We start from the raw sequence: 26,043 nt of genomic DNA on the forward strand, positions 1-26,043 counted from the left end.
GTTCAATGAACGACGCCGCCGCCTCCCTACCCGTGATCATCGTCGGCGGTGGATTCTCCGGCGCCATGCTGGCCGCGCGCCTGGCCGAGATGGGGCAGGCCTCGGTCCTGATCGAGCGCGCAGAACAGGTCGGTCTCGGCGTCGCCTATTCAACGCCCCTGGACGACCACCGCCTCAACGTTCGCGCCGAACGGATGAGCGCCCGTCCCGACCGGCCCGCCGACTTCACCGACTGGCTGGCGGTCCACGCCCCGACCTACGCCGATCCGAACGGCTTCGCCCCGCGTCGCCTCTACGGCCTCTATGTCCAGGACCGCCTGACCCGGACCGAGGCCGCCTATCCCGGCCTGATCCGTCGCATCAGGGGCGAAGCCGTCCGCATCGAGGGCGAGACCGTCGTCCTGGCCGACGGCGCCCGCATCTCCGGCCGCGCCCTGGTGCTGGCCACCGGCAATCCCCCGCCGCGCCCCGCCGTCGAGAACGACGGTCCCCGCCGCATCGCCGATCCGTGGCGGCCCGACGCCCTGGCCGCGATCGGGCCTGGCGAGGACGTCCTGATCCTCGGCTCGGGCCTGACCATGGTGGACGTCGTCCTGGCGCTTCAGGCCAAAGGCTGGCGCGGCCGGGCGACGGTCGTGTCGCGGCGCGGCCTGCTGCCCCTGGCCCACGGCGCCCATCACGACGCGCCCGTCGACCTGCCGCCGGAGGCTCTGACAGGCGCCCTGTCGCGTCGCCTGGCTTCAGCGCATCGACTGGCGCGCGACCACGGCTGGCGCCGTGTCATGGAAGGCTATCGCCCCATCACCGCCACGCTGTGGCGCGCCGCGTCGAGCGTCGAACGCGCCCGCTTCCTGCGCCATCTGCGGCCCTGGTGGGACGTGCGGCGCCATCGCATCGCGCCCGAAATCGCCGAAGCTCTGGAGGCGCTGAAGGCGGAAAGCCGACTAACCGTTCTCTCAGGTCGCGCCCAGACGATCACGACGGACGACCAGGGCGCACGTCTGACCATCCGTATACGGAATGGAGAGACTCAAACCCTGTCAGCCGCCTGGCTGATCGACTGCACCGGCCCCGGCCACGACGCCGCCCGCGCGCCCCTGACCGCCGCCCTGATCGCCGCAGGCCGCGCTCGGATCGACGCGGCCGACCTGGGCCTCGACCTCGACGCCGAGGGCCGCGTCCTCCACGCCGACGGCGCCGCCGACCCCGCCCTGTTCGTCCTCGGCCCGCCCGCCCGCGCGGCCTTCTGGGAAACGATCGCCGTCCCGGACATCCGCCAGAGGATCGAAGCGCTGGCCCGCATCCTGACCGCCTGATCGGGGCCGGCCGTCTTTAGTCGAAACTTCCATCCTTCAGGCCCCGACCTCCACAGTCTAGCTGCTGGCGGGTCTTTCCGTGGTCGGCTATCACCGCGCCAGGAGAGGAAACAAAAAAAATGAACCGCCACCGCACACGTGTCCTGGGCGACCGCACCCTCGCGCCTGAAACCCTGATGATGGGCTACGGCTATGATCCGGCCCTGTCGGAGGGCGCGATCAAGGCGCCGCTGTTCCAGGCCTCGACCTTCGTCTTCAAGTCGGCCGAAGACGGCAAGCGCTTCTTCGAAGTCGCCTATGGCCTGCGCCAGCGCGACCCGGACGAGGCCCTCGGCCTGATCTATTCGCGCATCAACAACCCAAACCTGGAGATCCTCGAAGACCGCCTCGCCGTCTGGGACAAGGCGGACAAGGCGCTGGTCTTCTCCAGCGGCATGGCCGCCATCTCGACCGCCATGCTGGCGCTGGTGCGGCCCGGCGACGTCATCCTCTATACGGCCCCGGCCTATGGCGGCACCGAATACCTGTTCGACCGCATCCTGCCCCGCTACGGCGTCAAGGCGATCAGCGTCCCCGCCGCCGAGGGCGCCGACGCCCTGGACGCCGCCATGACCGCCGCCGCCGCCGAGGCGAAGTCAACGGGCGGACGCCTGGCCGCCGTCTATCTGGAGACGCCCGCCAATCCGACCAACCAGCTGGTCGACATCGCCCGCGCGGTGTCGGGCGCCAGGGCGCTGGACCAGGCCGAGCCGCCCGCTATCGCCGTCGACAACACCTTCCTGGGCCCTCTGTGGCAGAGCCCGCTGGAGCTGGGCGCCGACCTTGTCCTCTATTCCCTGACCAAATACGTCGGCGGCCATTCGGACCTGATCGCCGGCGGCTGCATGGGCGGGGCGGACATCATGGCCCGCGTCGGCGAGATGCGGACCATCTGCGGCACGACCGCCGATCCGCACACCGCCTGGCTGCTGCTGCGCAGCCTGGAGACCCTGCACATCCGCATGGAGCGGGCGCAGGACAACGCCCTGATCCTGGCCGAGCGGCTACGCGCCGATCCGCGCGTGAGCGCCGTCCTGACCGCCGGCGGGCCGGACGCCTCGCCCGAACAGCAGGCGATCTTCACAGCCCAGTGCAAGGGCGCCGGCTCGACCTTCTCGCTGGAGCTGCCGGGCGGCGAGGCGGAAGCCTTCCGCATGCTGAACGCCCTGCGTCTGTTCAAACTGGCCGTCAGCCTGGGCGGCGCCGAGAGCCTGGCGTCCCACCCGTCCAGCATGACCCATTCGGACTACACTCCCGAGGCCAAGGCGCGCAGCGGCATCGGCGACAATCTGGTGCGCCTGTCGGTCGGCATCGAGAACGTCGAGGACCTGTGGGCCGACCTGGATCAGGCCCTGTCCGCCGTCTGACGGCGCGAGCGGCGGGCGATCAGCCCGCCGCCTTCACCGCCTCGGCGACGTCGTTGACGACGCGCTTGACCAGGGCCTCGTCGTCGCCCTCCGCCATGACGCGGATCAGCTTCTCCGTGCCCGAAGGTCGGACCAGAAGGCGGCCCGCGCCGTTCAGGGCCGCCTCGGCCTCGGCCATGGCGGCCTTGACCTTCTCGTCCTCCAGCGGCTTGCCGGCGGTGTAGCGGACGTTCTGAAGCAGTTGCGGCACCGGCTCGAACTGGCGCGCCAGCTCGCTCATCGGCACGCCGGCCTCGACCAGGACGGCCAGCACCTGCAGCGCCGCCATCAAGCCGTCGCCGGTCGTGGCGTGGTCCTTCAGGATGATGTGGCCAGACTGTTCGCCGCCGAGGTTAAAGCCGCCCTCGCGCATCCGTTGCATGACGTAGCGATCGCCGACCTTGGTGCGCTCCAGCGTCAGCCCCTCCGCCTTCAGGCAGCGCTCCAGACCCAGATTGGACATGACGGTGGCGACCACGCCCTTGCCGTTCAGACGTCCCCGTCTGGCCCAATCCAGGCCGATCAGGGCCATGATCTGGTCGCCGTCGACCACGTGGCCTGTCTCGTCGCAGATGATGACCCGGTCGGCGTCGCCGTCCAGGGCGATGCCGATGTCGCAGCGATAGCGTTTCACCGCCTCCGACACCGTGGCCGGATGGGTCGAGCCGCACTTGGCGTTGATGTTCAGGCCATTCGGCTCCACCCCGACGGGGAAGACCTCGGCGCCCAGTTCATAGAGGGCCGTCGGCGCCACGCGGTAGCCTGCGCCGTTGGCGCAGTCGATGGCGATGCGCAGGCCCTTGAGGCTGATCCGCTTGGGGAAGGCCTGTTTGGCGATCTCGATATAGCGCGGCGGGGCGTCATCGATGCGCTTGACCCGGCCCAGCTTGTTCGACGGCGCCAGGTCCTGGTCCAGGGCCCCGTCCATCATGGCCTCGATCTTCAGCTCTATCTCGTCCGACAGCTTGTAGCCGTCCGGCCCGAACAGCTTGATGCCGTTGTCCGCATAGTCGTTGTGCGAGGCCGAGATCATGATGCCCAGATCGGCGCGCATGGAACGCGTCATCATCGCCACGCCGGGCGTCGGCAGCGGCCCGAACGTCCGCACGTCCATGCCGACCGAGGCCAGGCCCGCCACCAGGGCCGGCTCGATCATATAGCCGGACAGGCGGGTGTCCTTGCCGATCACCACCAGGTGGCGCCGGTCGTCGTCGGTGCGGAACAGACGCCCGGCGGCCAGGCCGACGCGCAGGGCGACCTCGGCCGTCATCGGATGGGTGTTGGCCCGGCCGCGGATGCCGTCGGTGCCGAAGTATTTTCTCTCGCCCAAGGGCGCGGTCCTTCGCTGGCGGCCCCGGAATTGCAAAGAAACCTTCCGAAACCCATTTTTTGATGTCGCCGCTCTCACGATTGCCTAGATGCGATCATCAAGGGCGGAGGTTGATGCCTCCCGCTTACCTCAATTCCGTCGCCCGGCGCAAAAGCGGGCGCAACATCTCGATCGGAGAGAGCTCATGTGCGGCATCATCGGCGTCACCGGAACCGGCCCCGTCGTCCCCCGCCTGATCGACAGCCTTAAGCGGCTGGAGTACCGCGGCTACGACTCAGCGGGCATCGCCGTCCAGAACGGCGAAGGCGTTCAGCGCCGCCGCGCCAAGGGCAAGATCCGCGAGTTGGAGGCCGTTCTGGCCGCCGATCCTGTCGCGGGGACCGTCGGCATCGGCCACACCCGCTGGGCCACCCACGGCGCGCCGACGACGACCAACGCCCACCCGCACAAGGCGGGGCGCGTCTGCCTGGTCCACAACGGCATCATCGAGAATTTCGCCGAGCTGAAGGCCGAGATGGAGGCCGAGGGCCGCATCTTTGAAAGCCAGACCGACACCGAGGTCGTCGCCCACCTGCTGGACCACAAGCTGGCGGCCGGGATGACGCCGCTGGACGCCTTCAAGGCCACGCTGGATCGCCTGACCGGCGCCTACGCCCTGGCCGTGCTGATCGAGGGCGACGACGAGCTGATTCTGGGCGCCCGCCGCGGCAGCCCTCTGGTCGTCGGCTGGGGCGAGGGCGAGATGTACCTGGGCTCTGACGCCCTGGCCGTCGGTCCCTTCACCCAGAAGATCTCCTATCTGGAAGAGGGCGATTACGTCGTCTTGAGCCGCACCGGTGCGCGCATGTTCGACGCCTCGGGCCATCCGGCCGACCGCGCCGTGGTCCAGGTCTCGGCCTCCTCGGCCCTGGTCGAGAAGGGCGAGTATCGCCACTTCATGGAGAAGGAGATCCACGAGCAGCCCGACAGCGTCCAGCACACCCTGTCGGAGTACCTCGATCTGGTCTCCGGCAAGGTCAAGGTTCCGTCCGTGGACTTCGCCGCCGTCGAGCGCATCCAGATCGTCGCTTGCGGCACCGCCTTCTACGCCAGCCAGATCGGCAAATACGCCTTCGAACGCTATGCGGGCCTGCCCTGCGACATCGAGATCGCTTCCGAGTTCCGCTATCGCCAACCGGCCGTGACCCAGGGGACGCTGGCCGTCGCCGTCAGCCAGTCGGGCGAGACCGCCGACACCCTGGCCAGCCTGACCTGGTGCAAGGCTCAAGGCCTGAAGACCGCCGCCGTGGTCAACGTCCACTCCTCGTCGATGGCGCGTGAAGCCGAAGTCCTGTGGCCGACCCACGCCGGGCCGGAGATCGGCGTCGCCTCGACCAAGGCCTTCACCGCCCAGGTCGCCGCCCTGCTTTCGCTGGCCGTGGCGGCGGGCGTGGCGCGCGGCAAGATCGACGCCGCCCAGGAGGCGGAGTTGGTCAAGGCCCTGTTCGAGGCCCCGCGCCTGATCGCCGAGGCCCTGCAGATGGACGCGGGCATCCACGCCCTGACCATCGACCTAGCCAAGGCGCGGGACGTCCTCTTCCTGGGCCGCGGACCGATGTTCCCACTGGCCATGGAAGGCGCGCTGAAGCTGAAGGAGATCAGCTATATCCACGCCGAGGGCTACGCCGCGGGCGAGCTGAAGCACGGCCCCATCGCCCTGATCGACGAAGCGACCCCGACCGTGGCCCTGGCCCCGCTGGACGACCTGTTCGAGAAGACCGCCTCCAACCTGCAGGAAGTCGCCGCGCGCGGCGGCCCGGTCATCATGATCGCCCCGGAAAAGGCGCCCGACCCGCACGGCGCCGGCATCCGCCGCGTTCATGCGCCGGACTGCCCGGCCCTGATCTCGCCCCTGGTCTACGCCGTGCCGATGCAGCTTCTGGCCTATTACACCGCCGTCCAGAAAGGCACCGACGTCGACCAGCCGCGCAACCTGGCCAAGTCGGTGACGGTGGAATAGGGCGAACCCGAACCGTCCGGGGGCGTTTGGAAGCTCCACGAATTGCGCCTATGACAGGCGCCCCAAGGCTGTTCAGGACGATCCATGACGACCTCCCCCGCCCGCCTGCGCAAGGCGGTCCTGCCCGTGGCCGGTCTCGGCACGCGGGTTCTGCCCGGCACCAAGACCACGCCGAAGGAGCTGCTGAACGTCGTCGACCGGCCGATCCTCTCCTACATCGTGGAAGAGGCGCGCGAAGCGGGCATCGAGCACATCGTCTTCGTCACCGGCCGCGCCAAACAGGCGATCGAGGACTATTTCGACCATCAGATCGAGCTCGAGGCCCAGCTCCTTGCCAAGGGCAAGACCGAGATTCTGGCGACCATGAACGCCGAGCTGGCCCAGGCCGGCGAGATGAGCTTCACGCGCCAGATGCAGCCCAAGGGCCTGGGTCACGCCGTCTGGTGCGCGCGCGACATCATCGGCCATGAACCCTTCGCCGTCATCCTGCCGGACGTCATCGTGGATTCGCAGCCGGGCGCCCTGAAGCAGCTGGCCGAGGTCTACGCCGAGGTCGGCGGCAACGTCATCGGCGTCGAAGCCGTGCCTGAGGCCGACACGCACAAATACGGCATCATCGACCCTTCCACCCATGCCGGCCGCCGCTACGGCATGAAGGGCATGGTTGAAAAGCCCGCCCAGGGCACGGCCCCTTCGACCATGTCGATCTCGGGCCGTTACATCCTGCAGCCGGAGATTTTCGATCTGCTGGAGACGCAGGAGCGCGGCGCCGGCGGCGAAATCCAGCTGACCGACGCCATGGCCCGCCTGATGCAGTCGCAGACCTTCACCGCCTATGAATATGAAGGCGTGACCCACGACTGCGGGGACAAGATCGGCCTGCTGCGCGCCAACGTCGCCCTGGCCCTGAAACGCCCCGACTTGGGCGACGCCGCCCGCGCCGCGATCGAAAGCCTGCTTTGATCCGCCCTGCCGCCCCCGTCGACGCGCCTGCCCTGACCGCCGTCTGGCGCCGCGCGGTCGAGGCGACGCACCACTTTCTGACGCCCGAAGCGATCGACGCCATCGAAGCCGACGTCTCCGCCTGGCTGGGCAGCGGCGATCCGAACCTCTGGGCCTGGGAACAGGACGGGGCGCCCGTCGCCTTTCTCGGCCTGTCCGAAGATGAACTGGCGGCCCTGTTCGTGGACCCTCGCCTGCACCGCTCCGGCATAGGGCGTCGGCTGGTCGATCACGCCCTGTCACTGGGCGCCCGGCGTCTCAGCGTCAATGAGGACAACCCCGGCGCCCGCGCCTTCTACGAGCGCCTGGGCTTTCAGGCCGTGGGCCGCGCCGAGACCGACGACGCCGGACGCCCCTATCCGCTGATCCTCATGGCGCTCAGCGCCGATCAGGCCTGATCCCGGCGGGCCGGCCTCGCCTGTTGTGATCGCCCGCCGCGGAAAAGGTCATGATTTCAAGCTTGATGCGCCGCGACGACGCGCCAGGCCCGCCTGATCTCGTCTCCGGCCCATCCTGTCCGTTTTCAGGAAGGACGCCCTCCGATTTCAGACGATTCAGACGAATTGGACTCTCTTTTTCCGCCCTGTGTCGCTTTCGTCGCAGCCAAGCGCCACGCTTTCGCCCCCTCGCGCGTTCGGCTAGGCAGGAGAAGACGTTGAAAACGAGGTTCGACTGATGCGCGTGATGATTCTGGGCGGCGACGGCTTCTGCGGCTGGCCCACGGCCCTGCACCTCTCGGCGCGCGGCTGGGACGTGCTGATCGTCGACAACCTCAGCCGCCGCAACATCGACAATGAGCTGGAGGTTCGCTCCCTGACCCCGATCCGCACCATGGGCGAGCGCATCGCCGCGTGGAAGGAGGTCTCGGGCCGCACCATCGACTTCGTCAATCTGACGGTCGGCAAGGAGTTCGACCGCCTGGTCGCCCTGATCCGCGACTGGGCGCCCGACAGCGTCGTCCACTTCGCCGAACAGCGCGCCGCCCCCTATTCGATGAAGTCGGCGCGGCACAAGCTCTACACCGTCGACAACAATCTGAACGCCACCAACCACCTGCTGGCCGCCATCGTCGAGAGCGGCCGCGACGTCCACCTGGCCCACCTGGGAACCATGGGGGTCTACGGTTACACCACGGCAGGCCTGCGCATCCCCGAGGGCTACCTGAAGGTCACGGTGGAGACCGACCACGGCCCGACCGAACAGGAAATCCTGTTCCCGCCGAACCCCGGCAGCATCTATCACATGACCAAGACGCAGGACGCCCTGCTGTTCCAGTTCTACGCCAAGAACGACGCCCTGCGGATCACCGACCTGCACCAGGGCATCGTCTGGGGCGCCCAGACCGAGGAGACCAAGCAGGACGAGCGTCTGATCAACCGCTTCGACTATGACGGCGACTACGGCACGGTGCTGAACCGCTTCCTGATGCAGGCGGCGGTCGGCTATCCGCTGACCGTGCACGGCTCGGGCGGCCAGACGCGGGCCTTCATCCACATTCAGGACACGGTGCGCTGCGTCGAACTGGCGCTGAACAACCCGCCCAAGCGCGGCGACCGGGTCAAGATCCTCAACCAGATGACCGAGAGCCGCCGCGTTCGCGACCTGGCGCAGATGGTGGCCCAGATGACGGGCGCGCAGGTCCACAACGTCGCCAACCCGCGTCAGGAGGCCGACGAGAACGAACTGGTCGTCGCCAACGATCAGTTCCGCGAACTGGGGCTGAAGCCGATCACCCTGGCCGAAGGTCTCATGGCCGATGTGACCGACATCGCCCGCCGCTACGCCGACCGCGCCGACCGGACCAAGATTCCCTGCGTCACCGCCTGGAACGCCAGCCGCGCCGACGCCCTGCGCGCCGAGACTGAGGGTTCCGCCGCCTCGCCCGCCCGCGTCCTGTCCGCCTGAGAGACTGAAGCCCGATGACCGAACCCGCCGCCGCCCCGTCCCTGCTGGTGTTCGGCGGCGGCTATCTGGGACAGGCGGCGGCCCGCGAAGCCCTGCGGCGCGGCGGCCTGGCCTTCGCCACCTCGCGCGATCCGCAGACCCGTCAGTCGCTGGCGGCCCAGGGGATCACGCCGGTCGATCCGGCCGACGCCAAGGCCCTGAGCGCGGCGCTGGCCGCCGCACAGGCCGTGTTGATCACCACGCCGCCGGATGCTCACGGGTGCCCGGCCCTGCGCGCCCTGACGCCTCTGGCGGGCGACGCCTGGCCCGACTGGATCGGCTATGTCTCCTCCACCGCCGTCTACGGCGATCGCGCAGGCGGCTGGGCCTTCGAGGGCGATCCGCTGAACGCCGCCACGCTTGAGGGCGCCCGCCGCGCCAGGGTCGAGCGCGACTGGCTGGACGGCGCCCAGGGCATGGGGCTGACGCTGCAGGTCTTCCGCCTGCCCGGTTTCTACGGCCCCGGCCGCAGCGTCCTCGACCGCCTGCGCGCCGGAACCGCCCGCCTGGTGAAGAAGCCCGGCCAGGTGTTCAACCGCATCCATGTGGACGACATCGTCTCGGGCCTGTTCGCCTCCATGGCCCGGCCGCGTCCCGGCGGCGTCTACAACCTGACCGACGACGAACCTACGCCTGCCGACGTCGTCACCGCCTGGGCCGCCGAGCGCCTGGGTCTGCCGCGCCCGCCCGAGGTCGACTGGACCGACCCCGAGGTCAGCGAGGCCATGCGCCGCTTCTATCTGGACTCCAAGCGCGTCTCCAACGCCCGCGCCAAGGCCGAACTGGGCTGGCGTCCACGCTACCCGTCCTACCGCCAAGGGCTGGAGGCCATCCTCGCCGAGAAGGCCCCCTGACATGCGAAAGGCGCGCCGACCCAAATCGGCGCGCCTCCTGTCCACGCTCACCCGCGCTCAAGCAACGAGCCGCCGCGCGGCGAGCGTTAGCGCCCTTAACTCAGAACGGCAGGATGTTGCGCTGGCGGCTGTAGCTCATGGTGCCGACATTGGCGCCCAGACGCACGCCGACCCCGGTGCGGATCGGAGCCAGGACGATGCCGTCCGCGCGCTGATAATTCACGCCCAGACCGGCGACCAGATAGGCCGAGCCTTCGACGCCCGGATAGCGGCGATACAGCATGTCAGGGTGGTAGAGGCCGTAGACCAGGGTGAAGACCCGGCTGGCGTTGCCGCCCCAGTCCCAGCCGATGGAGGCGCCCTGCCAGAACACCTCCTGCGAGGCCGACAGGTCCTTCATGTGCAGAGCTCCGCGGCCGTAGCGCAGGCCGGCGACGACGGCGCCCGCGCCTTCCTCGCCCGCGATATAGGCGGTCGGGCGGTCGCCCTGTTCGGCGAAGATGCGCTCGATGGCGCCGCCCACGGCCTCGGCCGCAATGCCCAGTTCGCGCGACCCGGCGGCGACCAGCTCATCGAAGGTATAGGCCTGGGCCGTGTTGTCCGAAGCGATCGGATAGTTGGGGTCGGCCGGCGGGCGGCTGGCGCAGGCGCCGAGGCCGGCGGGCAGGGCGCCGGCGGCGGCGAGGCCGAGGCTGGTGCGGATCAGTTGGCGGCGGTGCATGGTCGAGGCTCCCGGCTAAGGACGGTCCGCCCGTCGTCGCGGGCTTGGCCTACCGTCCGTGCCTTTTACGGCAGCCTTGGGGCTTTAAGGTTAACCGAAGATTGCTTGGCCGCAGAAGTTCCGGCGGCCTGGGCTTCAGGCCGCCGGATTTTCTGCTGTCAGGCTCGCAAGGTTCCGCCCGCCTTGGCGGCGGCGGCCTTGACCTTGGCCATCAGGGCCTCGATCTCCGCCTCGGCCAGGGTGGCGGCGCGGGGCTGGATCTCGACCTCGATCGCCACCGACTTCTGGCCTTCCGGCACGCCCTGGCCGCGATAGACGTCGAAGACGCGAACGTCGGCGATCAGCGCCTTGTCGGCGCCCGCCACGGCGCGGGTCAGGTCGCCCACGGCCTTGGCTTCGTCCATCAGGAAGGCGAAGTCGCGGGTCAGGGGCATCAGGTTCGGCAGATCCGCCGCGCCACGCGCCTTGCCGCCCTTACCGCGGGGCTCGGGCACGGAATCCAGCACGATCTCGAACGCCAGCATGGGGCCGTCGGCGTCCAGCGCCTTCAGCACGCGCGGGTGCAGGGCGCCGAACTCGACGATGACGTTCTTGGGTCCCAGCTGCAGCCGGGCCGAACGGCCGGGGTGCCACCAGTCACGGTTCGAGCCCTGCGCCAGTTGCAGGGAGGCGACCGGGGCGCCGATCTCTTCCAGCACAGCCAGAAGGTCGCCCTTCAGCGCGAACAGGGGGTCTTCCCCCGCCTCGCCCCAGTGACGGTCGGCGTGCGGCGCGATCAGGCCGGCGATGACGGTGCGCTGGCCGGTCGGCTGATCGTCCAGATAGACGGGGCCGATCTCGAACAGGGCGACGTCGGCGTGGCCGCGCGCGGCGTTGCGCGCCGCCGCCTGGATCAGGTTCGGCAGGACCGAGGGCCGCATGCAGTCCAGATCGGCTGCGATGGGGTTCTCCAGCACCAGACGCTCGTCGCCGCCGCCGAACAGGGTCGCGATCGACTGCTTGGTGAAGGACCAGGTGACGGCCTCGGCATAACCCAGGGCCGCCAGGGCGCGACGGGCCGTGCGCACGCGCGCCTGACGCGGGCTCAGCACCCCGCCCGGCGCCAGGGCGACCGGCGGCAGGGGCGCGTCGGGCAGGGCGGCGTAGCCCTCGATGCGGGCGACTTCCTCGACCAGATCCGCCCGCCCCTCGATGTCGCGGCGCCAGGACGGCGGCGTCACCGACCAGGGCGAGCCGCGCATAACGGTGAAGCCCAGGGCGAACAGGATCTCGAAGATCCGGTCGTCGCTCAGGTCCATGCCCGACAGCCGCTTCACATAGGCCGGGTCAAAGGCGAAGGCCGCGGGCGCGGCAGGGGCCTGGCCCGCCACCGTGACCGTCGACGGCTCGCCGCCGCACAGGTCCAGGATCAGTTGGGTCGCCAGTTCCAGCCCCGGCACGACCGAGGCCGTGTCGACGCCGCGCGCGAAACGATACTGGGCGTCCGAATTGATCCCCAGCGAGCGGCCCGTCTGGGCCGTGGCGATAGGGTCGAACCAGGCGCTCTCGACGAAGACGTCGACCGTCTCGTCCGAACAGCCGGTCGAGACGCCGCCCATGACGCCGCCCAGGCCGATGGCGCGCTGGCCCCCGGCGTCTGTGATGACGCAGTCGGCGGCGCCCGGCGCATAGGTCTTGCCGTCCAGGGCGACCAGGCTGTCGGCTTCGCCGCGACCAGCCCGAACCACGATCCCTTCGCCCGACAGGGTCGCCAGGTCATAGACGTGCAGCGGCCGCGCGCGGTCGTAGGAAATCAGGTTGGTGATGTCGACGAGACGGTTGATCGGACGCAGGCCGATGGCCGTCAGACGCTGTTGCAGCCACTCCGGCGACGGGCCGTTTCTGACGCCCCGGATCACGCGACCGGCGAAGACCGGGCACAGTTCGGGCGCCTCCAGCGCCACCGACACGGGAGAGTCGAAAGCGCCGGCGACGGGAACGATCTCCGGCGTCGTCAGCTGGCCCAGCCCCGCAGCCGCCAGGTCGCGGGCGATGCCCGCCACGCCCAGCCAGTCGGGGCGGTTCGGCGTCACCTCGAAATCGATGACCGGCTCGGCGCCGAAGACGCCGGCGGCGGGCTCGCCCACCTGCAGGTCGTCGGCCAGCTCCAGGATGCCGTCGCTCTCATCCGACAACTCGAGCTCGGAGGCCGAGCACAACATGCCGTTGGACACCACCCCACGCACCGGTTTCTCGACCAGGGTCACGTCCAGGCCGGGCACATAGGCGCCGATGGGAGCATAGATGGTGGTCAGGCCCGCGCGCGCGTTCGGGGCGCCGCAGACGATTTCCTTCATCCCGTCCACCGTCTCGACCTGACAGACCTGCAGCCGGTCGGCGTTCGGGTGACGCTCGGCCGAGACGATCTTCGCCACGGTGAAGGGGGCCAGGGCGGCGATCGGGTCGTGGACCTCCTCGACCTCCAGCCCGGCCATGGTCATGGCCTCAGCGACCTGATCGACCTCGGCCTCGGTGTCGAGGTGGGCCTTCAGCCAAGAAAGCGTGAACTTCATTGAGTCGCACCGTCCTGCGGCTGCGCCAGGGCCTTGGCCATGTTGTCGAGGAAATCCGCCGCGCCGGTGAAGCCGACGCCGAGGAAGCGGCAGTTGATGAACTGGCAGTTCTTGAACGGGATCGGGCCGGTCACGCGCTGCGGGCCCTGCGGGCTGAGCATCAGGTTGCGCGGGTCGCCATGGGCGTCGCCCATGTTGCAGCCGTCGAAATTGCAGCCTTCCAGCGGCAGCAGAACAGCCGGACCCTCGATCAGGCAATTCTCGAAACGACGGCCTTCAATGACCATGGTTCCGGCGCGCGCCGTCTCCATGAACAGCTGGGGCAGCCAGACGCTCTTGCCGACATAGTCGGGGCCGGGACCCAGCAGCTCCAGGACGATGGGTTCGGCGGCGGTGTTGGTCGCGTCAGTCATGGGATCGCTCTCAAAATATCAGCTGAGGCCCGACGCCGGGTTCGGCGCGGCGAAGGCGGAGAAGCCGTAGTGCGCCAGCCAGCGCGTATCGGCCTCGAACATGGGGCGCAGGTCCGGCACGCCGTATTTCAGCATGGCCAGGCGATCGACGCCCATGCCGAAGGCGAAGCCCTGATACTCATCCGGGTCGATGCCGCAGTTGCGCAGCACGTTCGGGTGCACCATGCCGCAGCCCAGGATCTCCAGCCAGTCCTCGCCCTCGTTCAGGGTCAGCTTGCCGCCGGAACGGTCGCAGCGGATGTCCATCTCGGCCGAGGGCTCGGTGAAGGGGAAGTGGTGCGGACGGAAACGGGCATGCACGTCGTCCAGCTCGAAGAAGCGGGCGATGAAGGTCTCCAGCGTCGTCTTCAGATGGCCCATGTGGATGTCGCGATCGATCACCAGACCCTCGATCTGGTGGAACATCGGCGTGTGGGTCGCGTCCGAATCCTTACGGAAGGTGCGGCCGGGCGCGATGATGCGGATCGGCGGCTTCTGCGACATCATGGTGCGGACCTGCACCGGGCTGGTGTGGGTGCGCAGCACCTTGCGCTCGCCCGTTTCCGGGTCGGGCTTCAGGAAGAAGGTGTCGTGCATTTCCCGCGCCGGATGCTTGGGCGGGAAGTTCAGCGCCGTGAAGTTGTGGAAGTCGTCCTCGATGTCCGGCCCCTCGGCGACCGAGAAGCCCATGTCGGCGAAGACGGCGATCATCTCGTCCATGACCTGCATGGTCGGATGCACCCCGCCCTTGCGGCGCGGGCGGCTGGGCAGGGTCAGATCGACGCGCTCGGCCAGCAGGCGGGCGTCCAGCTCGGCAGCCTCCAGCTCGGTCTTGCGGGCGGAAAGAGCCGACGACACCCGGTCGCGCAGGCCGTTGATCACGGGGCCGCGCTCGCGGCGTTCATCCGGGCTCAGCGCCCCCATGCCTTTCAGCAGGCCCGAGATCGAGCCGGACTTGCCGAGGGCGGCGACGCGGATGTCCTCCAGACCCGCCACGCTCTCGGCCGAGCCGATGGCGTTGATGAGGTCCAGTTCCAGTTGAGCGAGATCGGTCATGGGGGTTCGTCTAGCCGTTAGGATCGAAAGCAAAAAGCCCCCCGGCGCGAACCGGAGGGCTTTTGCTTCATCCCGTGTGGGAGAAAGGCTTAGGCCAGGGCCGCGCGAACCTTGTCGGCGATGCCCTTGAAGCCGGCTTCATCGGCGGCGATGGCGGCCAGAACCTTGCGGTCCAGCTCGATGCCGGCCTTGTTCAGGCCGTGCATGAACTGCGAGTAGGTGAAGCCTTCGGTGCGGGCCGCGGCGTTGATGCGCTGGATCCACAGGGCGCGGAACGAGCGCTTCTTGTTGCGACGGTCGCGGTAGGCGTACTGACCGGCGCGATCCACGGCGGCCTTGGCGGCGCGGATGGTGTTCTTGCGGCGGCCGTAGAAGCCCTTGGCCTGCTTCAGGACCTTCTTGTGCTTGGCGTGGGACGTAACGCCCCGGGTGACGCGAGCCATTGTAATTTTCCCTTCGGGAAGTCCCTACCGCTCGGCGCGCGGCGCCTCGCTGCTTGAGGGACTTAATTCAAATTCGATTAGCGGAGAGGATCAGTGATGCAGCGCGCCGATCAGGCGTACGGCATGTAGGACTTGATCTTCTTGGCGTCGGCGTCGGCCATGACCGAAGTGCCGCGGTTCTGGCGGATGTACTTCGAGTTGTGGCTGATCAGGCGGTGGCGCTTGCCGGCCACGCCAGCCTTGACCTTGCCCGTCGCGGTGAATTTGAAGCGCTTCTTGGCGCCCGACTTCGTCTTCAGCTTCGGCATTTTCACTCTCTTTATTGAGGGGTCTACCGCCCTTCGGGCTACTTGAGCCCCAAGGTCAGATGACCGATTTAAGACCGCCCAGGCATGCCTGTTCGCCCGGCGGTCCGGTACGCGAAGGCGCGGCTTCTACGCCAAACGGGAGCCGGAGGCAAGAAGAGTCGCCGCGCGGCGTCTCAGGCCTGGGCCTCCCGGCGGCGCGCGGCGCGTCCAGCGTTGATCGCCATCATCGCCGCCGGAACGGTCAACGCCGCCCCGACCAGGAAGGGCCAGTCCGATCCAATGGCGGAATAGAGGACGCCCGCGACCATGGGGCCGACGATGCGGGCCATCGATCCCGTCGCCATGTTCAGCCCCAGCATGGCGCCCTGCCGGTCCGGCGGCGACGCCCGGCTGATCAGGGCCGAGATGTTGGGCATGGCCAGAGACATGCCGCAGGCGCCGATCCCCATGACGATGGGAATGATCCAACCGGCCGATACGGGGATGACGAACAGACCCAGGTCGATCTGCGCCGCCGGAAACCACGCCGGCGGGGCCGCCACCTGCAGGATCAGGGACGCGCCGAACAACAGCATCCCCGCCGCCAGCACCCGCGCCTCGCCGAAACGCCTCGCCAGCCGCCCGGCCACCAGCCCCTGATTCAAGGCCGAGACCAGCCCCACGATCATGAAGCTGAGGCCCACCTCGCGCGCGGTCCAGGCGTAGCGGCTTTCGGCCCACAGACCGAAGGACGCCTCCATGGCCGAGAACCCGGCCAGATAGATCAGGCTGACCACCAGGACGCGCGACACCACTTCGTCGGCGCGTGCGAACTGCAGGCCGGACAGGAAGGCGGGGCGGGGCGCGGCGGGATCGGCCTTGGCTCGGCTCTCGCGCAGGAAGAGCATCACCCCCAGCGCCGCCAGCACCGCTGCGCCCGAGGCGGCGAAGATCGGCAACTGATAGCCGACATGGCCCATCTGCGGCTGGGCGAGCAGGCCGCCCAGGCCCGGCCCGACGATGAAGCCCAGGCCGAAGGCGGCGCCGATCATCCCCATCCGTCCGGCCCGGCGCTCGGGCGGCGTGACGTCGGCGATATAGCCCTGGACCGTCGAGATATTGCCCGCGCCCAGACCGGTGAACAATCGCACCAGCACCGCCGCCCAGATATTGGGCGCGAAGGCCAGCAGCAGATAGCCCAGAGCGTTGGCCGCCAGCGTGGCCAGCAGCACCGGCTTGCGCCCGATCCGATCCGACAGCCGCCCCCAGAAGGGTTCGGCGAAGAACTGGCCCAGGGAATAGGCCGAGAACATCAGGGTGATCTGCCACGGCTCGGCCTGCAGGCTGAGCGCGAAGAACGGCAGCAGCGGCACCACCAGGCCGAAACCGACCAGGTTGATGAAGACCACGGCGAACAGAACCGCCAGGGTCGGCGCCTGGGCCTTGTGAGACATAGAAGAGGACATCGACTCGCCTTAGCGCGACGCCTGCCGCTCGGAAAGCGCCGCGATGCTAGACAGCCGCGGTTCCCCTCCAATTTGCCGCGCAGTCGAATGACCGACAGACAAGGAGGGCCGCCTCAATCCGCAGGGTTGTGCCGCTCGAGGAAGGCGATCGCCGCCTTGAAAACCGCCTCCCGTCCTGAGCGCCGCGACAACCAGTGGTCCTCGCCGTGCAACTCCACGATATCGACGCTCTTTCCCTCCCTTTCCAGCGCTCGTCGGAAGAGCTCCGACTGTTCGTACGGCACGACGCTGTCGTCGGTCCCGTGGATCAGCAAGACCGGCGCCCGCACCCGGTCGGCGAGGCGCGCCGGGGACACTTCAGCGATAGAATTGTCGTTGATGCGCGAAGCGCCCATGAAACGCTTCCAGTAGCGCATTACGTCCGTGTCGCGTCCGCCGGTTTGATCGCGCTCCCACGCCAGCATCCGGGGAAGGTCAGAGACGCCCGCACCCGCGACAGCGCATCGATAGGTTTCAGGGTCCAGCGTCACGCCGGCCATGGCCGCATACCCCCCGTAGCTCCAACCGAAAATGCAGACCTTGCCAGGATCGATCACGCCTTCGCGGGCCAGATGCGCCACGCCGTCGGTAAGGTCCGTCTGCATCTTGCGCCCCCACTCGCCATAACCGGCCTCGATGTGAGCCAGCCCAAAGCCGGTAGAGCCGCGATACTGCGGCTGAAGAACTGCGTACCCGCGCGAGGCGAGCACCTGAGCCCAATAGTCGAAGCCCGGCAGGTCGCGAGCTTGCGGCCCGCCATGAGGCATGACGACCAGCGGCAAACCCCGAGCCTCCCGACCGCGCGGCAAGGTCAGATAAGCTGGAATGCCTAGTCCGTCACGCGCCGCGTAAGTAATGAAACGGACCGGCCCCACCGTCTCTCCCGGCACGCCAGGATACCGCGACCCGACCTTGATAAGGCGCTGCTGCTTGATATCCACCACGGCATAGCTGCCGGGATCGGACGCTCCGTCGGTCAACACGACCAAACGCTCATAATCAGGCGTCGCGGATTCGATGCGAATGTTCTGACCTGGAAACAACCCCTCCAGATACTGCCATCGACGCGCCATTTCATCGTCGGTGAACAGGAACTCCGCTCGCTCCTCTCCTTCCGCTCCAAAGCCCAGGAGCTTCCGCGTCAGCGGGTGATAGATGGGGGCGGGATCGACCATGTCGTCGATCCTAACCCGCCGCGCGTCGCCTCCCGCCAACGGCGCCTCATAAAGCTCGACATCGCCGTCCTTGGGAACCGAGATCAAAACGGTTCCCTCATTCATGCCTTCGCCAAGCAGGGAGGGCGTATCGATCGTGAAACCCTCGCCGCTCCAGATCTCTCTCCAGCCTACATCGGCCTTCGCCTGGAGCCACCACCGCCCCGTATCGCGGCTCCACTGCGCCCGCGCGATAGATTTTCCGTCGGGCCCCACCACGCCCTCGAAGTCAGATCTGAGCACGCCCTCGCCGCTGTCCAGATCGACTTCGAACACCGAAAGACCGCGGTCTCGTGCATAGCTGCGCACGAAGGTCCGTATCCGCCCATCAACCTCACGCTGGAACGGCGGGCCTGCGATGAAGTTGAACAGGCCCGTCCCTTGAGATTGTCGCAAGCCGGCCGTGCTGCCGCCCCGGGAGCTGGACGAGCGCATCAAGGTGACGAAACGGCGCGTGCGGACATCGAAAGACTGAGCGGTAAAAAATTCCGCACGGTCCGACACCCATGCGACATCCGTATAATCAGAGGTCGTGATGACGACATGATCGTTATCGGCCCAGAAGACATCGCGAACCTTCTTGTCGCCGAGATCGACTGCGCCCAGCGCCTCGCCGGCGAGAGACCGAACACCCAGCCGGCGCTGTCCCTGCGGCGTCACGCCGATGAAGGCCAGTCTGGCTCCATCCGGCGACAGCACCACCTGATCAAGCGCCGGCAACGACGCATAGGCCTCCACGGGGGGCGGCGTGAAAGGGAGTGAGCGGTCGCTCGCCGCGACGCTGCTCGTCAAGGCCAAGACCCCCGCCGCCGCCACCAAGATCAACCTCATGTTCCCCTCCGAACAAAAAACAGCGCTACACAGAAGCGTAGCGCTGTTATTCGTTCAAGTGTTTTTCGCGATCAGCGGGGGGCCAGGATCATGATCATCTGGCGGCCTTCCATCTTGGGCGCGAACTCGACCTTGGCTTCTTCCTCGAAGTCGGCCTGGACCTTGTGCATCAGCTTCATGCCCAGTTCCGGGTGGGCCATTTCACGGCCGCGGAAGCGGATGGTCACCTTGACCTTGTCGCCATCGTCGAAGAAGCGATGCATGGCCTTGGCCTTCACATCGTAGTCGTGGCTGTCGATGTTCGGCCGAAGCTTGATTTCCTTCAGCTCGACGACCTTCTGACGCTTGCGCGCCTCAGCCTTCTTCTTCTGTTCCTGGAAACGATGCTTGCCGTAGTCCAGAATCTTGCACACCGGCGTTTCGGCGTTGGCGACGATCTGAACCAGGTCCAGGCCCGCCTCCTCGGCGGCCTCCAGCGCGGCGGACAAGGGCATGACGCCCTGTTTTTCCCCATTCTGGTCGATGAGCAGAACGCGGGCGGCGCGGATATCCTGGTTGATGGGCGGCCCGTCCTTTACGGGCGGCGCTTGCATTGGACGGCGAATGGGCGTCGTTTCCTTATGTGATCAGAAGATAGGCGAAAATTGTCTGCATGGCTCAGCGCGCGATGCCGCCGCTGTGTTCCAAGCGGCCGGAATATGGCGACGCAAGGCCGATGTTTCAAGGGATTTCGGGCCTTCAGGCCTTTACGGCCCCTTCAGCGACATAGGCGTCGTGCAGGCTCAGCACCGCCTCGAACACGTGATCGACGCTCAAATCTTCGATCGGGGCGAACTGACCGCGCGTCTCATTGGACGCCGCCGTGCGCGTCCTCGGCCCCCACGGGCCATACAGCCACCACTCGGTCGGGCCGAACAGGCCCAGCGTCGGCCGGCCCAACGCCGCCGAGACGTGCATCAGGCCGGAGTCGTTGCCGACGAACAGGGTCGCCCGGTCGATGGCGGCGGCCGAGCACAGGATGTCGCCCTTGCCTACGCAGTCGATGGCCCGCGGTCCCGCCGCCTCCAGCGCCGGGGTCGCGGGCGGGCGGTCGCCGGGACCGCCGACCGGCATGAAACGCCAGCCGTCGAAGCGCGGCTCGGCCTTCAGCTTCTCGACCAGCGCGCCCCAGCGGTCGGCGGGCCACGACTTGCCCGGCTGGTGCGCGATGGGGGCGAGCGCGATGATCGGCCCTGCGCCCGGACCGGAAGCCAGTTGCGGGTCGATGACGGAGGCGGCCTCGGCGCGGGCCTGATCGTCAAGAAAGATTTCCGGCTCCAGCGGCGTCGGCGAGCCCATCAGGCGCGACACCATCTCGACCTTGCGCAGGCCCGTCTCCCAGCGACGGTTGTAGACGATGCGCCGCTTCGCCCGGATCAGATAGGCCAGGGCCGAGCCGCGGATGTCCACGACCATGTCCCACTGCGTCCCCCGCACCTGCTTCCACAGGTCGATCCAGTGTCCGGCAGCCTTCTTCTTGTCGAGGATGATGACGCGCTCGACGTTCGGCGCCGAACGGAAGAAGGGGGCGGGCGGGCGGCCGCAGGCGACGGTGATCTGAACGCCCGGCAGCTGGCGCGCGATCTCGCGGATCACGCCGGAGGAGATGACGCAGTCGCCGATCCGGTTGGAGCTGACGAACAGGGCTTTGGGTGCAGACAAGCGGGCGCCTCGCGGCCTCTGTGAACAATCGTCGTCTCTGCTAAAGCCATTACGCGAGGAATGACAGTCCGAGGAGTTTTCATGTCCGACGTCCAGACCCTGATCCGCCCCGACGGCGAGACGCTGGCCTTCAAGGCGGTCAAGGGCGACGGCCCGACGGTCATCTGGATCGGCGGCTTCCGCTCGGACATGGAGGGGACCAAGGCCCTGGCCCTGGGCGCCGCCGCCCGCGAGCGCGGCTGGAACTATGTGCGCTACGACCACTTCGCCCACGGCGTATCGAGCGGCGACTGGAAACAGGCCACCATCGGCCGCTGGCGCGAGGACGCCGTCGCCCTGATCGACAGTCTTGAGGGCCCGGTGGTTCCGGTCGGATCATCGATGGGCGGCTGGGTGGCGCTGCTGGCGACGCTGGCGCGGCCGGAACGGGTCAAGGGCGTGGTGCTGGTCAATCCGGCGCAGGACTTCACCGAAAAGCTGATGTGGCCGGGTCTGGCCGACCACGAACGTCAGGCGATCCTGCGCGAAGGCGAGACGGTCATCACCGAGGAAGGGCTGGGCTCCTACGTCCTGACCCGGCGGATGTTCGAGGAGGCGCGCGACTGGCTGCTGCTGGACGGCCGGATCGACATCACGGCGCCGGTTCATGTGCTGCAGGGCCGCGCCGACGACGTGGTGCCGTGGCGCCATCAGGTCGAGCTGGCCGAACGCCTGAGCGGCGGCGACCTGCGCCTCGACCTGATCGAAGGCGGCGATCACCGGCTGTCGAGCCCGGCGGAACTGGAGCGACTGGTCGAGGCGGTGGAGGCGATGCGGGGCTGACTGCACGCACCACCTCCGCACACGTCGTACACGCCGTCATCCTCGGGCTTGACCCGAGGATCGAGCGTCGGGGCACGCTCTTCCTGGCCGCCGTTACGCTGGCGGACAATCCGATCCTCGGGTCAAGCCCGAGGATGACGGAAAGACGAAAGCTCGCGGGAGAGGGGCCTCACAGGATGAACCGGCTCAGATCCACGTTCTTCGCCAGATCACCGACCTTCTCGCGCACCTTGTCCCCGTCGAAGGTCAGGGTCTGGCCGGACAGGTCCGAGGCCTTGAAACTGGTCTCTTCCAGCACCCGCTCCATCACCGTCTGAAGACGGCGCGCGCCGATGTTCTCGACCGTGGAGTTGGCGGCCACGGCGGCGTCGGCCATGGCCTCGACCGCGTCGTCGGTGAAGACCAGCTCGACCCCTTCGGTCGCCAGCAGGGCCTGGTTCTGACGGATCAGATTGGCCTCCGGCTCGGTCAGGATGCGTTTGAAGTCGTCGCGGGTCAGGGCCTTCAGCTCGACCCGGATCGGCAGGCGGCCCTGCAGTTCCGGCAACAGGTCCGACGGCTTGGCGACGTGGAAAGCGCCCGAGGCGATGAACAGCACATGGTCGGTCTTCACCGGCCCGTATTTGGTCGAGACGGTCGTGCCCTCGATCAGGGGCAGCAGGTCGCGCTGCACCCCTTCGCGCGAGACGTCGGCGCCGCCGCCGCGATCCTGACGCGCGGCCACCTTGTCGATCTCGTCCAGGAAGACGATGCCCTCGTTCTCGGCCAGCAGCAGGGCCTCCTTGGTCAGGCTTTCCTGATCCAGCAGCTTGTCGCTCTCCTCGGTGACGAGGGGCGCCACGGCGTCGCGCACGGTCAGCTTGACCGTCTTGGTGCGGCCGCCGCCCATCTTGCCCAGCATCTCCGACAGGTTCAGCAGGCCGACGTTGCCGCCGCCCGGCATGTCCAGCCCCTGCAAGGGCGAGGTCGTATCGGCCAGGGCGATCTCGATCTCCTTGTCGTCCAGCTCCCCGGCGCGCAGCTTCTTGCGGAAGGCCTCGCGCGTGGCGGGCTGGGAACCCGGTCCGACCAGGGCGTCGAGGATGCGGTCCTCGGCCTGGCCTTCGGCGCGGGCCTTGACGCCCGAGCGGCGCTTGTCGCGCACCATGACCAGGGCGCTCTCGACCAGATCGCGCATGATCTGATCGACGTCGCGGCCGACGTAGCCGACCTCGGTGAACTTGGTCGCCTCGACCTTGAGGAAGGGCGAGCCGGCCAGCCTGGCCAGACGCCGGGCGATCTCGGTCTTGCCGACGCCCGTCGGGCCGATCATCAGGATGTTCTTGGGCGTGACCTCGTCGCGCAGATCCTCGGGCACGCGCTTGCGGCGCCAGCGATTGCGCAGGGCCACGGCCACGGCGCGCTTGGCGTCGTCCTGGCCGACGATGAAGCGGTCCAGCTCGGAGACGATTTCACGGGGAGACAGGTCGGTCATTCTTTTTTCCAGAAGCGCCTGTGTACGGCGCTAACGCTCGCCGCGCGGCGGCTCGCTACTTGAGCGCCTTCACAGGCTTTCGATGGTTAAATTGCCGTTGGTGTAGACGCAGATGTCGGCGGCGATCTTCATGGCCTTGCGGGCGATCTGTTCGGCGTCCAGTTCGGTGTTCTCGTCGATCAGGGCGCGGGCGGCGGCCAGGGCGTAGTTGCCGCCCGAACCGACGGCGGCCACGCCGTATTCCGGCTCCAGCACGTCGCCGACGCCGGTGACGGTCAGAATGGTGTCCTTGTCGGCGACCAGCAGCATGGCCTCAAGACGGCGCAGATAGCGGTCGGTCCGCCAGTCCTTGGCGAGTTCGACGCAGGCGCGCGCCAACTGGTCCGGATACTGCTCCAGCTTGGCTTCCAGCCGCTCGATCAGGGTCAGGGCGTCGGCCGTGGCCCCGGCGAAGCCCGCCAGCACCTTGCCGTTCGCCAGGGTGCGCACCTTGCGCGCGGCGCCCTTGACGATGGTCGGCCCCATCGAGACCTGGCCGTCGCCGGCGATGACGGTGCGGCCGTTCTTGCGCACCGCCAGGATGGTGGTGCCGTGCCAGTCGGGAAAGTTGGAGGCGCTCGTGTTCATGGCCGCTGACATGGCGAAGCCCGCCGTCCGCCGCAAGATCAGGCGGTGTCGCAATGCGCCGTCACACGAAAAGCTTAACCATAAATAATTCTTAATCGCGCCATGAAAGGTGGACCGCCCTTGCCGATCCGCCGCCTCGCTCGCCCGCGAGGAGGGCCCTGCGTTTTCTGTTTCGAGTTGCCTTGCCTCTGCACCGCGCCATCTATGTCAGCGACGCCGTCGGCGGCGCGGCGACCAGCCTTCTGATCCTGGCCGAGATTCTCGGCGCGTCCGAGCGCAACAACCGCCGCGACGGTCTGAGCAGCGTCCTGATGCGCCACGACGGCCGATTCCTGCAGCTCATCGAGGGCCGCCGGGCCGATGTCGATCGGCTGATGGACCGGCTGCGCGTCGATCCGCGCCATGAGAACCTGCGCCTGCTGTCTGATGTCGCCATACCGGGCCGTCGGTTCGGCGACTGGCCCATGATCCTTGCCGAGCTGACGTCGGAGGGGGCTCGACTGTTGGACGGCGACGCCCTGGACCGGCTCAGTCCCGCCCGCGCGGAGGCCCTGCTGGCCCTGGGCGTGGAGGCCGCGACCGTTCCTGCCTGACGCACCCGCCCGACTGCGCTAGACAGTCGGCGTGACTCAGTCTCCCGCCCCTTCCGCTCCGGTTCGCTTCTCCGATGAAGAGGTCGAACGCTACGCCCGCCAGTTGGTGCTGTCCGAGGTCGGCGGCCCCGGCCAGCAGGCGCTGAAGCGCGCCCGCGTCCTGATCGTCGGCATGGGCGGGGTCGGCAATCCGGCCGCCCTCTATCTGGCCGCCGCCGGGGTGGGGACGCTGGGTCTGGTCGACGACGACACGGTCGCCCTGTCGAACCTGCAACGCCAGATCGCCTTCACCACCGAGGACGCCGGACGATCCAAGGTCGAGGCGGGCGCCGAACGGCTGAGCGCCCTCAATCCGCACGTCACGGTCCAGACCTTCAACCAGCGCGTCACGCCGGACAGCGCTGCGGCCCTGATGCAGGGCTTCGACCTGGCCCTGGACGGCACCGATGACTTCGAGACGCGGCTGGCCGTCAACGCCGCCTGCTTGGCGGCGGGCAGGCCGCTGGTGTCCGGCGCGCTTGGCCGCTGGTCGGGGCAGGTGTCGGTGTTCGACGGGCGCCCCTGCTATCAGTGCCTGGTGCCCGAGATTCCGCCCGACGCCGAGACCTGCGCCCGCGTCGGCGTGGTCGGCGCCCTGGCCGGCGTCATCGGCGCCATGGCGGCGCTGGAAGCGATCAAGCTGATCACCGGCGCGGGCGAGCCGCTGACCGGCCGCCTGATGCTCTATGACGGTCTGGCCGGAACCAGCCGGGTGGCGAAGATCGCCGCCGATCCCGCCTGTTCCGTCTGCGGGTCAGCTCACTCCTAGAGCATTGTTCTGGAGCGAATATCTGAGTTTAGTTGGACTTGCATCCAACTAAACCGATTTCGCTCTAGAGCATCGCCGGGATCACGCGATCCGGCGGGCGGTGGCCGTTCTGCCAGGTCATGATGTTGGCGATCACCCGGTCGCCCATATCCTGACGCGCCTCGATGGTGGCGGAACCGAGGTGGGGCAGCAGCACCACATTCGGGCGACCGATCAGACCGGGGTGGACTTTCGGCTCGTTCTCGAACACGTCCAGGCCGACGCCGAACAGGGCGCGGTGATCCAGCGCCTCGACCAGAGCCGCTTCATCGATCAGTTCGCCGCGCGCCGTGTTGACCACGATGGCGTGCGGCTGAAGCCGGGCCAGACGTTCGGCCGACAGCAGGTGATGCGTCTCCTTCGTCGCCGGGCAGTTCAGCGAGATGACGTCCATCCGCGCCAGCATCTGGTCCAGGTCGTCCCACCAGGTCGCGCCCAGTTCTTCGGCGATCATGTCAGGGACGGGCTTGCGGTTGTGATAGTGGACCTGCATGCCGAAGGCCCTGGCGCGGCGAGCCAGCGCCTGGCCGATGCGGCCCATGCCGACGATGCCCAGACGCTTGCCCCACAGCTTGCGCCCGCACATCCATGTCGGGCTCCAGCCCTCGAACCGGCCCGCAGCGACGACAGCCGCGCCCTCGACGACGCGGCGGCTGACGGCCAGGATCAGGCTCATGGTCAGGTCGGCCGTGTCCTCGGTCAGAACGCCCGGCGTATTGGTGACGATGATTCCTCGCCCCACGGCGGCGTCGATGTCGATGTGATCCACGCCCGCGCCGAAGTTGGCGATCATCTTCAGCTGCTCGCCCGCCCCTGCGATCAGTTCGGCGTCCAGATGATCGGTGATGGTGGGCGCCAGCACCTCAGCCCGCTGCAGGGCGGCAACCAGTTCGTCGCGCGACATCGGCCGGTCGGTCAGGTTCAGCTCGGCGTCGAAAAGTTCCCGCATCCGCGTTTCGACCGCGTCAGGCAGGCGTCTGGTTAATACGACCTTAAGCTTGCGAGCGGACATAGGGGACCTGGGTTTT

The 26,043-nt window shown here is 68.1% G+C and carries 24 protein-coding genes; 10 read left to right on the forward strand and 14 right to left on the reverse strand.

Annotated features, from left to right (window positions below; genetic code table 11):
* Positions 1 to 5 precede the first annotated feature (5 nt).
* Both V8J38_RS00380 and V8J38_RS00385 read left to right on the forward strand, forming a co-directional pair.
* Entirely contained in the window at positions 6 to 1,316 is a 1,311-nt protein-coding gene (locus V8J38_RS00380) for an FAD/NAD(P)-binding protein (protein ID WP_338577312.1), read from the forward strand.
* Between the two features lie 119 nt (positions 1,317 to 1,435).
* Positions 1,436 to 2,722 carry a cystathionine gamma-synthase family protein gene (locus tag V8J38_RS00385; protein ID WP_291780867.1) on the forward strand — a complete coding sequence of 429 codons (1,287 nt, stop codon included), beginning with the start codon at positions 1,436 to 1,438 and terminating at the stop codon, positions 2,720 to 2,722.
* A gap of 19 nt (positions 2,723 to 2,741) precedes the next feature.
* On the opposite strand, the gene glmM is transcribed toward V8J38_RS00385, so the two are convergent.
* Positions 2,742 to 4,091 (reverse strand): phosphoglucosamine mutase, encoded by a 1,350-nt coding sequence (gene glmM, locus V8J38_RS00390; protein ID WP_291780865.1) that lies wholly within the window; start codon positions 4,089 to 4,091, stop codon positions 2,742 to 2,744.
* Between the two features lie 184 nt (positions 4,092 to 4,275).
* On the opposite strand from glmM, the gene glmS reads away from it, so the two are divergent.
* The 5 genes from glmS to V8J38_RS00415 all read left to right on the forward strand — a co-directional run bounded on the left by glmS (position 4,276) and on the right by V8J38_RS00415 (position 9,890).
* On the forward strand, positions 4,276 to 6,090 hold the full coding sequence (gene glmS / locus V8J38_RS00395) for a glutamine--fructose-6-phosphate transaminase (isomerizing) (protein ID WP_338577313.1): 1,815 nt from the start codon (positions 4,276 to 4,278) through the stop codon (positions 6,088 to 6,090).
* Positions 6,091 to 6,174: 84 nt separating this feature from the next.
* Complete coding sequence (galU, locus tag V8J38_RS00400; protein WP_338577314.1) at positions 6,175 to 7,053, forward strand: UTP--glucose-1-phosphate uridylyltransferase GalU; 879 nt, start codon at positions 6,175 to 6,177, stop codon at positions 7,051 to 7,053.
* Entirely contained in the window at positions 7,050 to 7,490 is a 441-nt protein-coding gene (locus tag V8J38_RS00405) for a GNAT family N-acetyltransferase (protein ID WP_338577315.1), read from the forward strand. Before galU ends, V8J38_RS00405 begins: the two co-directional genes overlap by 4 nt.
* Positions 7,491 to 7,767: 277 nt before the next feature.
* Positions 7,768 to 8,997, forward strand: a complete 1,230-nt coding sequence (locus tag V8J38_RS00410) for an NAD-dependent epimerase/dehydratase family protein (RefSeq protein ID WP_338577316.1) — start codon at positions 7,768 to 7,770, stop codon at positions 8,995 to 8,997.
* A gap of 14 nt (positions 8,998 to 9,011) precedes the next feature.
* Positions 9,012 to 9,890 carry an SDR family NAD(P)-dependent oxidoreductase gene (locus V8J38_RS00415; RefSeq protein ID WP_338577317.1) on the forward strand — a complete coding sequence of 293 codons (879 nt, stop codon included), beginning with the start codon at positions 9,012 to 9,014 and terminating at the stop codon, positions 9,888 to 9,890.
* Positions 9,891 to 9,990: 100 nt separating this feature from the next.
* Here V8J38_RS00415 and V8J38_RS00420 read toward each other — a convergent pair whose 3' ends face one another.
* From V8J38_RS00420 to V8J38_RS00465, 10 genes are all read right to left on the reverse strand, one after another.
* Positions 9,991 to 10,611 carry a DUF1134 domain-containing protein gene (locus V8J38_RS00420; RefSeq protein ID WP_291780848.1) on the reverse strand — a complete coding sequence of 207 codons (621 nt, stop codon included), beginning with the start codon at positions 10,609 to 10,611 and terminating at the stop codon, positions 9,991 to 9,993.
* Between the two features lie 158 nt (positions 10,612 to 10,769).
* Positions 10,770 to 13,163: a phenylalanine--tRNA ligase subunit beta gene (gene pheT, locus V8J38_RS00425; RefSeq protein ID WP_338577318.1), complete on the reverse strand. Its 2,394-nt coding sequence runs from the start codon at positions 13,161 to 13,163 to the stop codon at positions 10,770 to 10,772.
* A complete protein-coding gene (locus V8J38_RS00430) occupies positions 13,160 to 13,576 on the reverse strand; it encodes a pentapeptide repeat-containing protein (protein ID WP_338577319.1) in 417 nt (138 codons plus the stop codon). The genes pheT and V8J38_RS00430 overlap by 4 nt, the downstream gene beginning before the upstream one ends.
* A gap of 18 nt (positions 13,577 to 13,594) precedes the next feature.
* A complete protein-coding gene (gene pheS / locus V8J38_RS00435) occupies positions 13,595 to 14,671 on the reverse strand; it encodes a phenylalanine--tRNA ligase subunit alpha (RefSeq protein WP_338577320.1) in 1,077 nt (358 codons plus the stop codon).
* An 89-nt stretch (positions 14,672 to 14,760) separates the two neighbouring features.
* Positions 14,761 to 15,114: a 50S ribosomal protein L20 gene (rplT, locus tag V8J38_RS00440; protein ID WP_003166434.1), complete on the reverse strand. Its 354-nt coding sequence runs from the start codon at positions 15,112 to 15,114 to the stop codon at positions 14,761 to 14,763.
* 110 nt (positions 15,115 to 15,224) lie between these two features.
* On the reverse strand, positions 15,225 to 15,422 hold the full coding sequence (gene rpmI / locus V8J38_RS00445; RefSeq protein WP_003166435.1) for a 50S ribosomal protein L35: 198 nt from the start codon (positions 15,420 to 15,422) through the stop codon (positions 15,225 to 15,227).
* 173 nt (positions 15,423 to 15,595) lie between these two features.
* Positions 15,596 to 16,867 carry an MFS transporter gene (locus V8J38_RS00450; RefSeq protein WP_291780835.1) on the reverse strand — a complete coding sequence of 424 codons (1,272 nt, stop codon included), beginning with the start codon at positions 16,865 to 16,867 and terminating at the stop codon, positions 15,596 to 15,598.
* Positions 16,868 to 16,980: 113 nt separating this feature from the next.
* Positions 16,981 to 18,951: an alpha/beta hydrolase family protein gene (locus tag V8J38_RS00455; protein WP_291780832.1), complete on the reverse strand. Its 1,971-nt coding sequence runs from the start codon at positions 18,949 to 18,951 to the stop codon at positions 16,981 to 16,983.
* A gap of 71 nt (positions 18,952 to 19,022) precedes the next feature.
* Positions 19,023 to 19,544: a translation initiation factor IF-3 gene (gene infC / locus V8J38_RS00460; protein WP_024355064.1), complete on the reverse strand. Its 522-nt coding sequence runs from the start codon at positions 19,542 to 19,544 to the stop codon at positions 19,023 to 19,025.
* 145 nt (positions 19,545 to 19,689) lie between these two features.
* Positions 19,690 to 20,652, reverse strand: coding sequence for a glycosyltransferase family 9 protein (locus tag V8J38_RS00465; RefSeq protein ID WP_291780824.1), 963 nt, complete (start codon positions 20,650 to 20,652; stop codon positions 19,690 to 19,692).
* Positions 20,653 to 20,733: 81 nt separating this feature from the next.
* Between V8J38_RS00465 and V8J38_RS00470 the strand changes: the two genes are divergently transcribed.
* A complete protein-coding gene (locus V8J38_RS00470) occupies positions 20,734 to 21,474 on the forward strand; it encodes an alpha/beta hydrolase (protein ID WP_338577327.1) in 741 nt (246 codons plus the stop codon).
* A gap of 169 nt (positions 21,475 to 21,643) precedes the next feature.
* Here V8J38_RS00470 and hslU read toward each other — a convergent pair whose 3' ends face one another.
* Together hslU and hslV are read right to left on the reverse strand one after the other, a co-directional pair.
* A complete protein-coding gene (hslU, locus tag V8J38_RS00475) occupies positions 21,644 to 22,948 on the reverse strand; it encodes an ATP-dependent protease ATPase subunit HslU (protein WP_338577329.1) in 1,305 nt (434 codons plus the stop codon).
* Positions 22,949 to 23,017: 69 nt separating this feature from the next.
* Positions 23,018 to 23,587 (reverse strand): ATP-dependent protease subunit HslV, encoded by a 570-nt coding sequence (gene hslV / locus V8J38_RS00480; protein WP_291780815.1) that lies wholly within the window; start codon positions 23,585 to 23,587, stop codon positions 23,018 to 23,020.
* 170 nt (positions 23,588 to 23,757) lie between these two features.
* On the opposite strand from hslV, the gene V8J38_RS00485 reads away from it, so the two are divergent.
* Together V8J38_RS00485 and V8J38_RS00490 are read left to right on the forward strand one after the other, a co-directional pair.
* Positions 23,758 to 24,168: a BLUF domain-containing protein gene (locus V8J38_RS00485; protein ID WP_312219215.1), complete on the forward strand. Its 411-nt coding sequence runs from the start codon at positions 23,758 to 23,760 to the stop codon at positions 24,166 to 24,168.
* Positions 24,169 to 24,199: 31 nt separating this feature from the next.
* On the forward strand, positions 24,200 to 24,976 hold the full coding sequence (locus V8J38_RS00490; protein WP_338577332.1) for a molybdopterin-synthase adenylyltransferase MoeB: 777 nt from the start codon (positions 24,200 to 24,202) through the stop codon (positions 24,974 to 24,976).
* A 64-nt stretch (positions 24,977 to 25,040) separates the two neighbouring features.
* Here the strand turns inward: V8J38_RS00490 and V8J38_RS00495 are convergent, their stop codons facing one another.
* Positions 25,041 to 26,027, reverse strand: coding sequence for a D-glycerate dehydrogenase (locus tag V8J38_RS00495; protein WP_338577334.1), 987 nt, complete (start codon positions 26,025 to 26,027; stop codon positions 25,041 to 25,043).
* Positions 26,028 to 26,043 lie beyond the last annotated feature (16 nt).

Source organism: Brevundimonas olei, from assembly GCF_037055245.1.
In the GTDB taxonomy this organism is placed as follows: Bacteria; Pseudomonadota; Alphaproteobacteria; order Caulobacterales; family Caulobacteraceae; genus Brevundimonas; species Brevundimonas olei.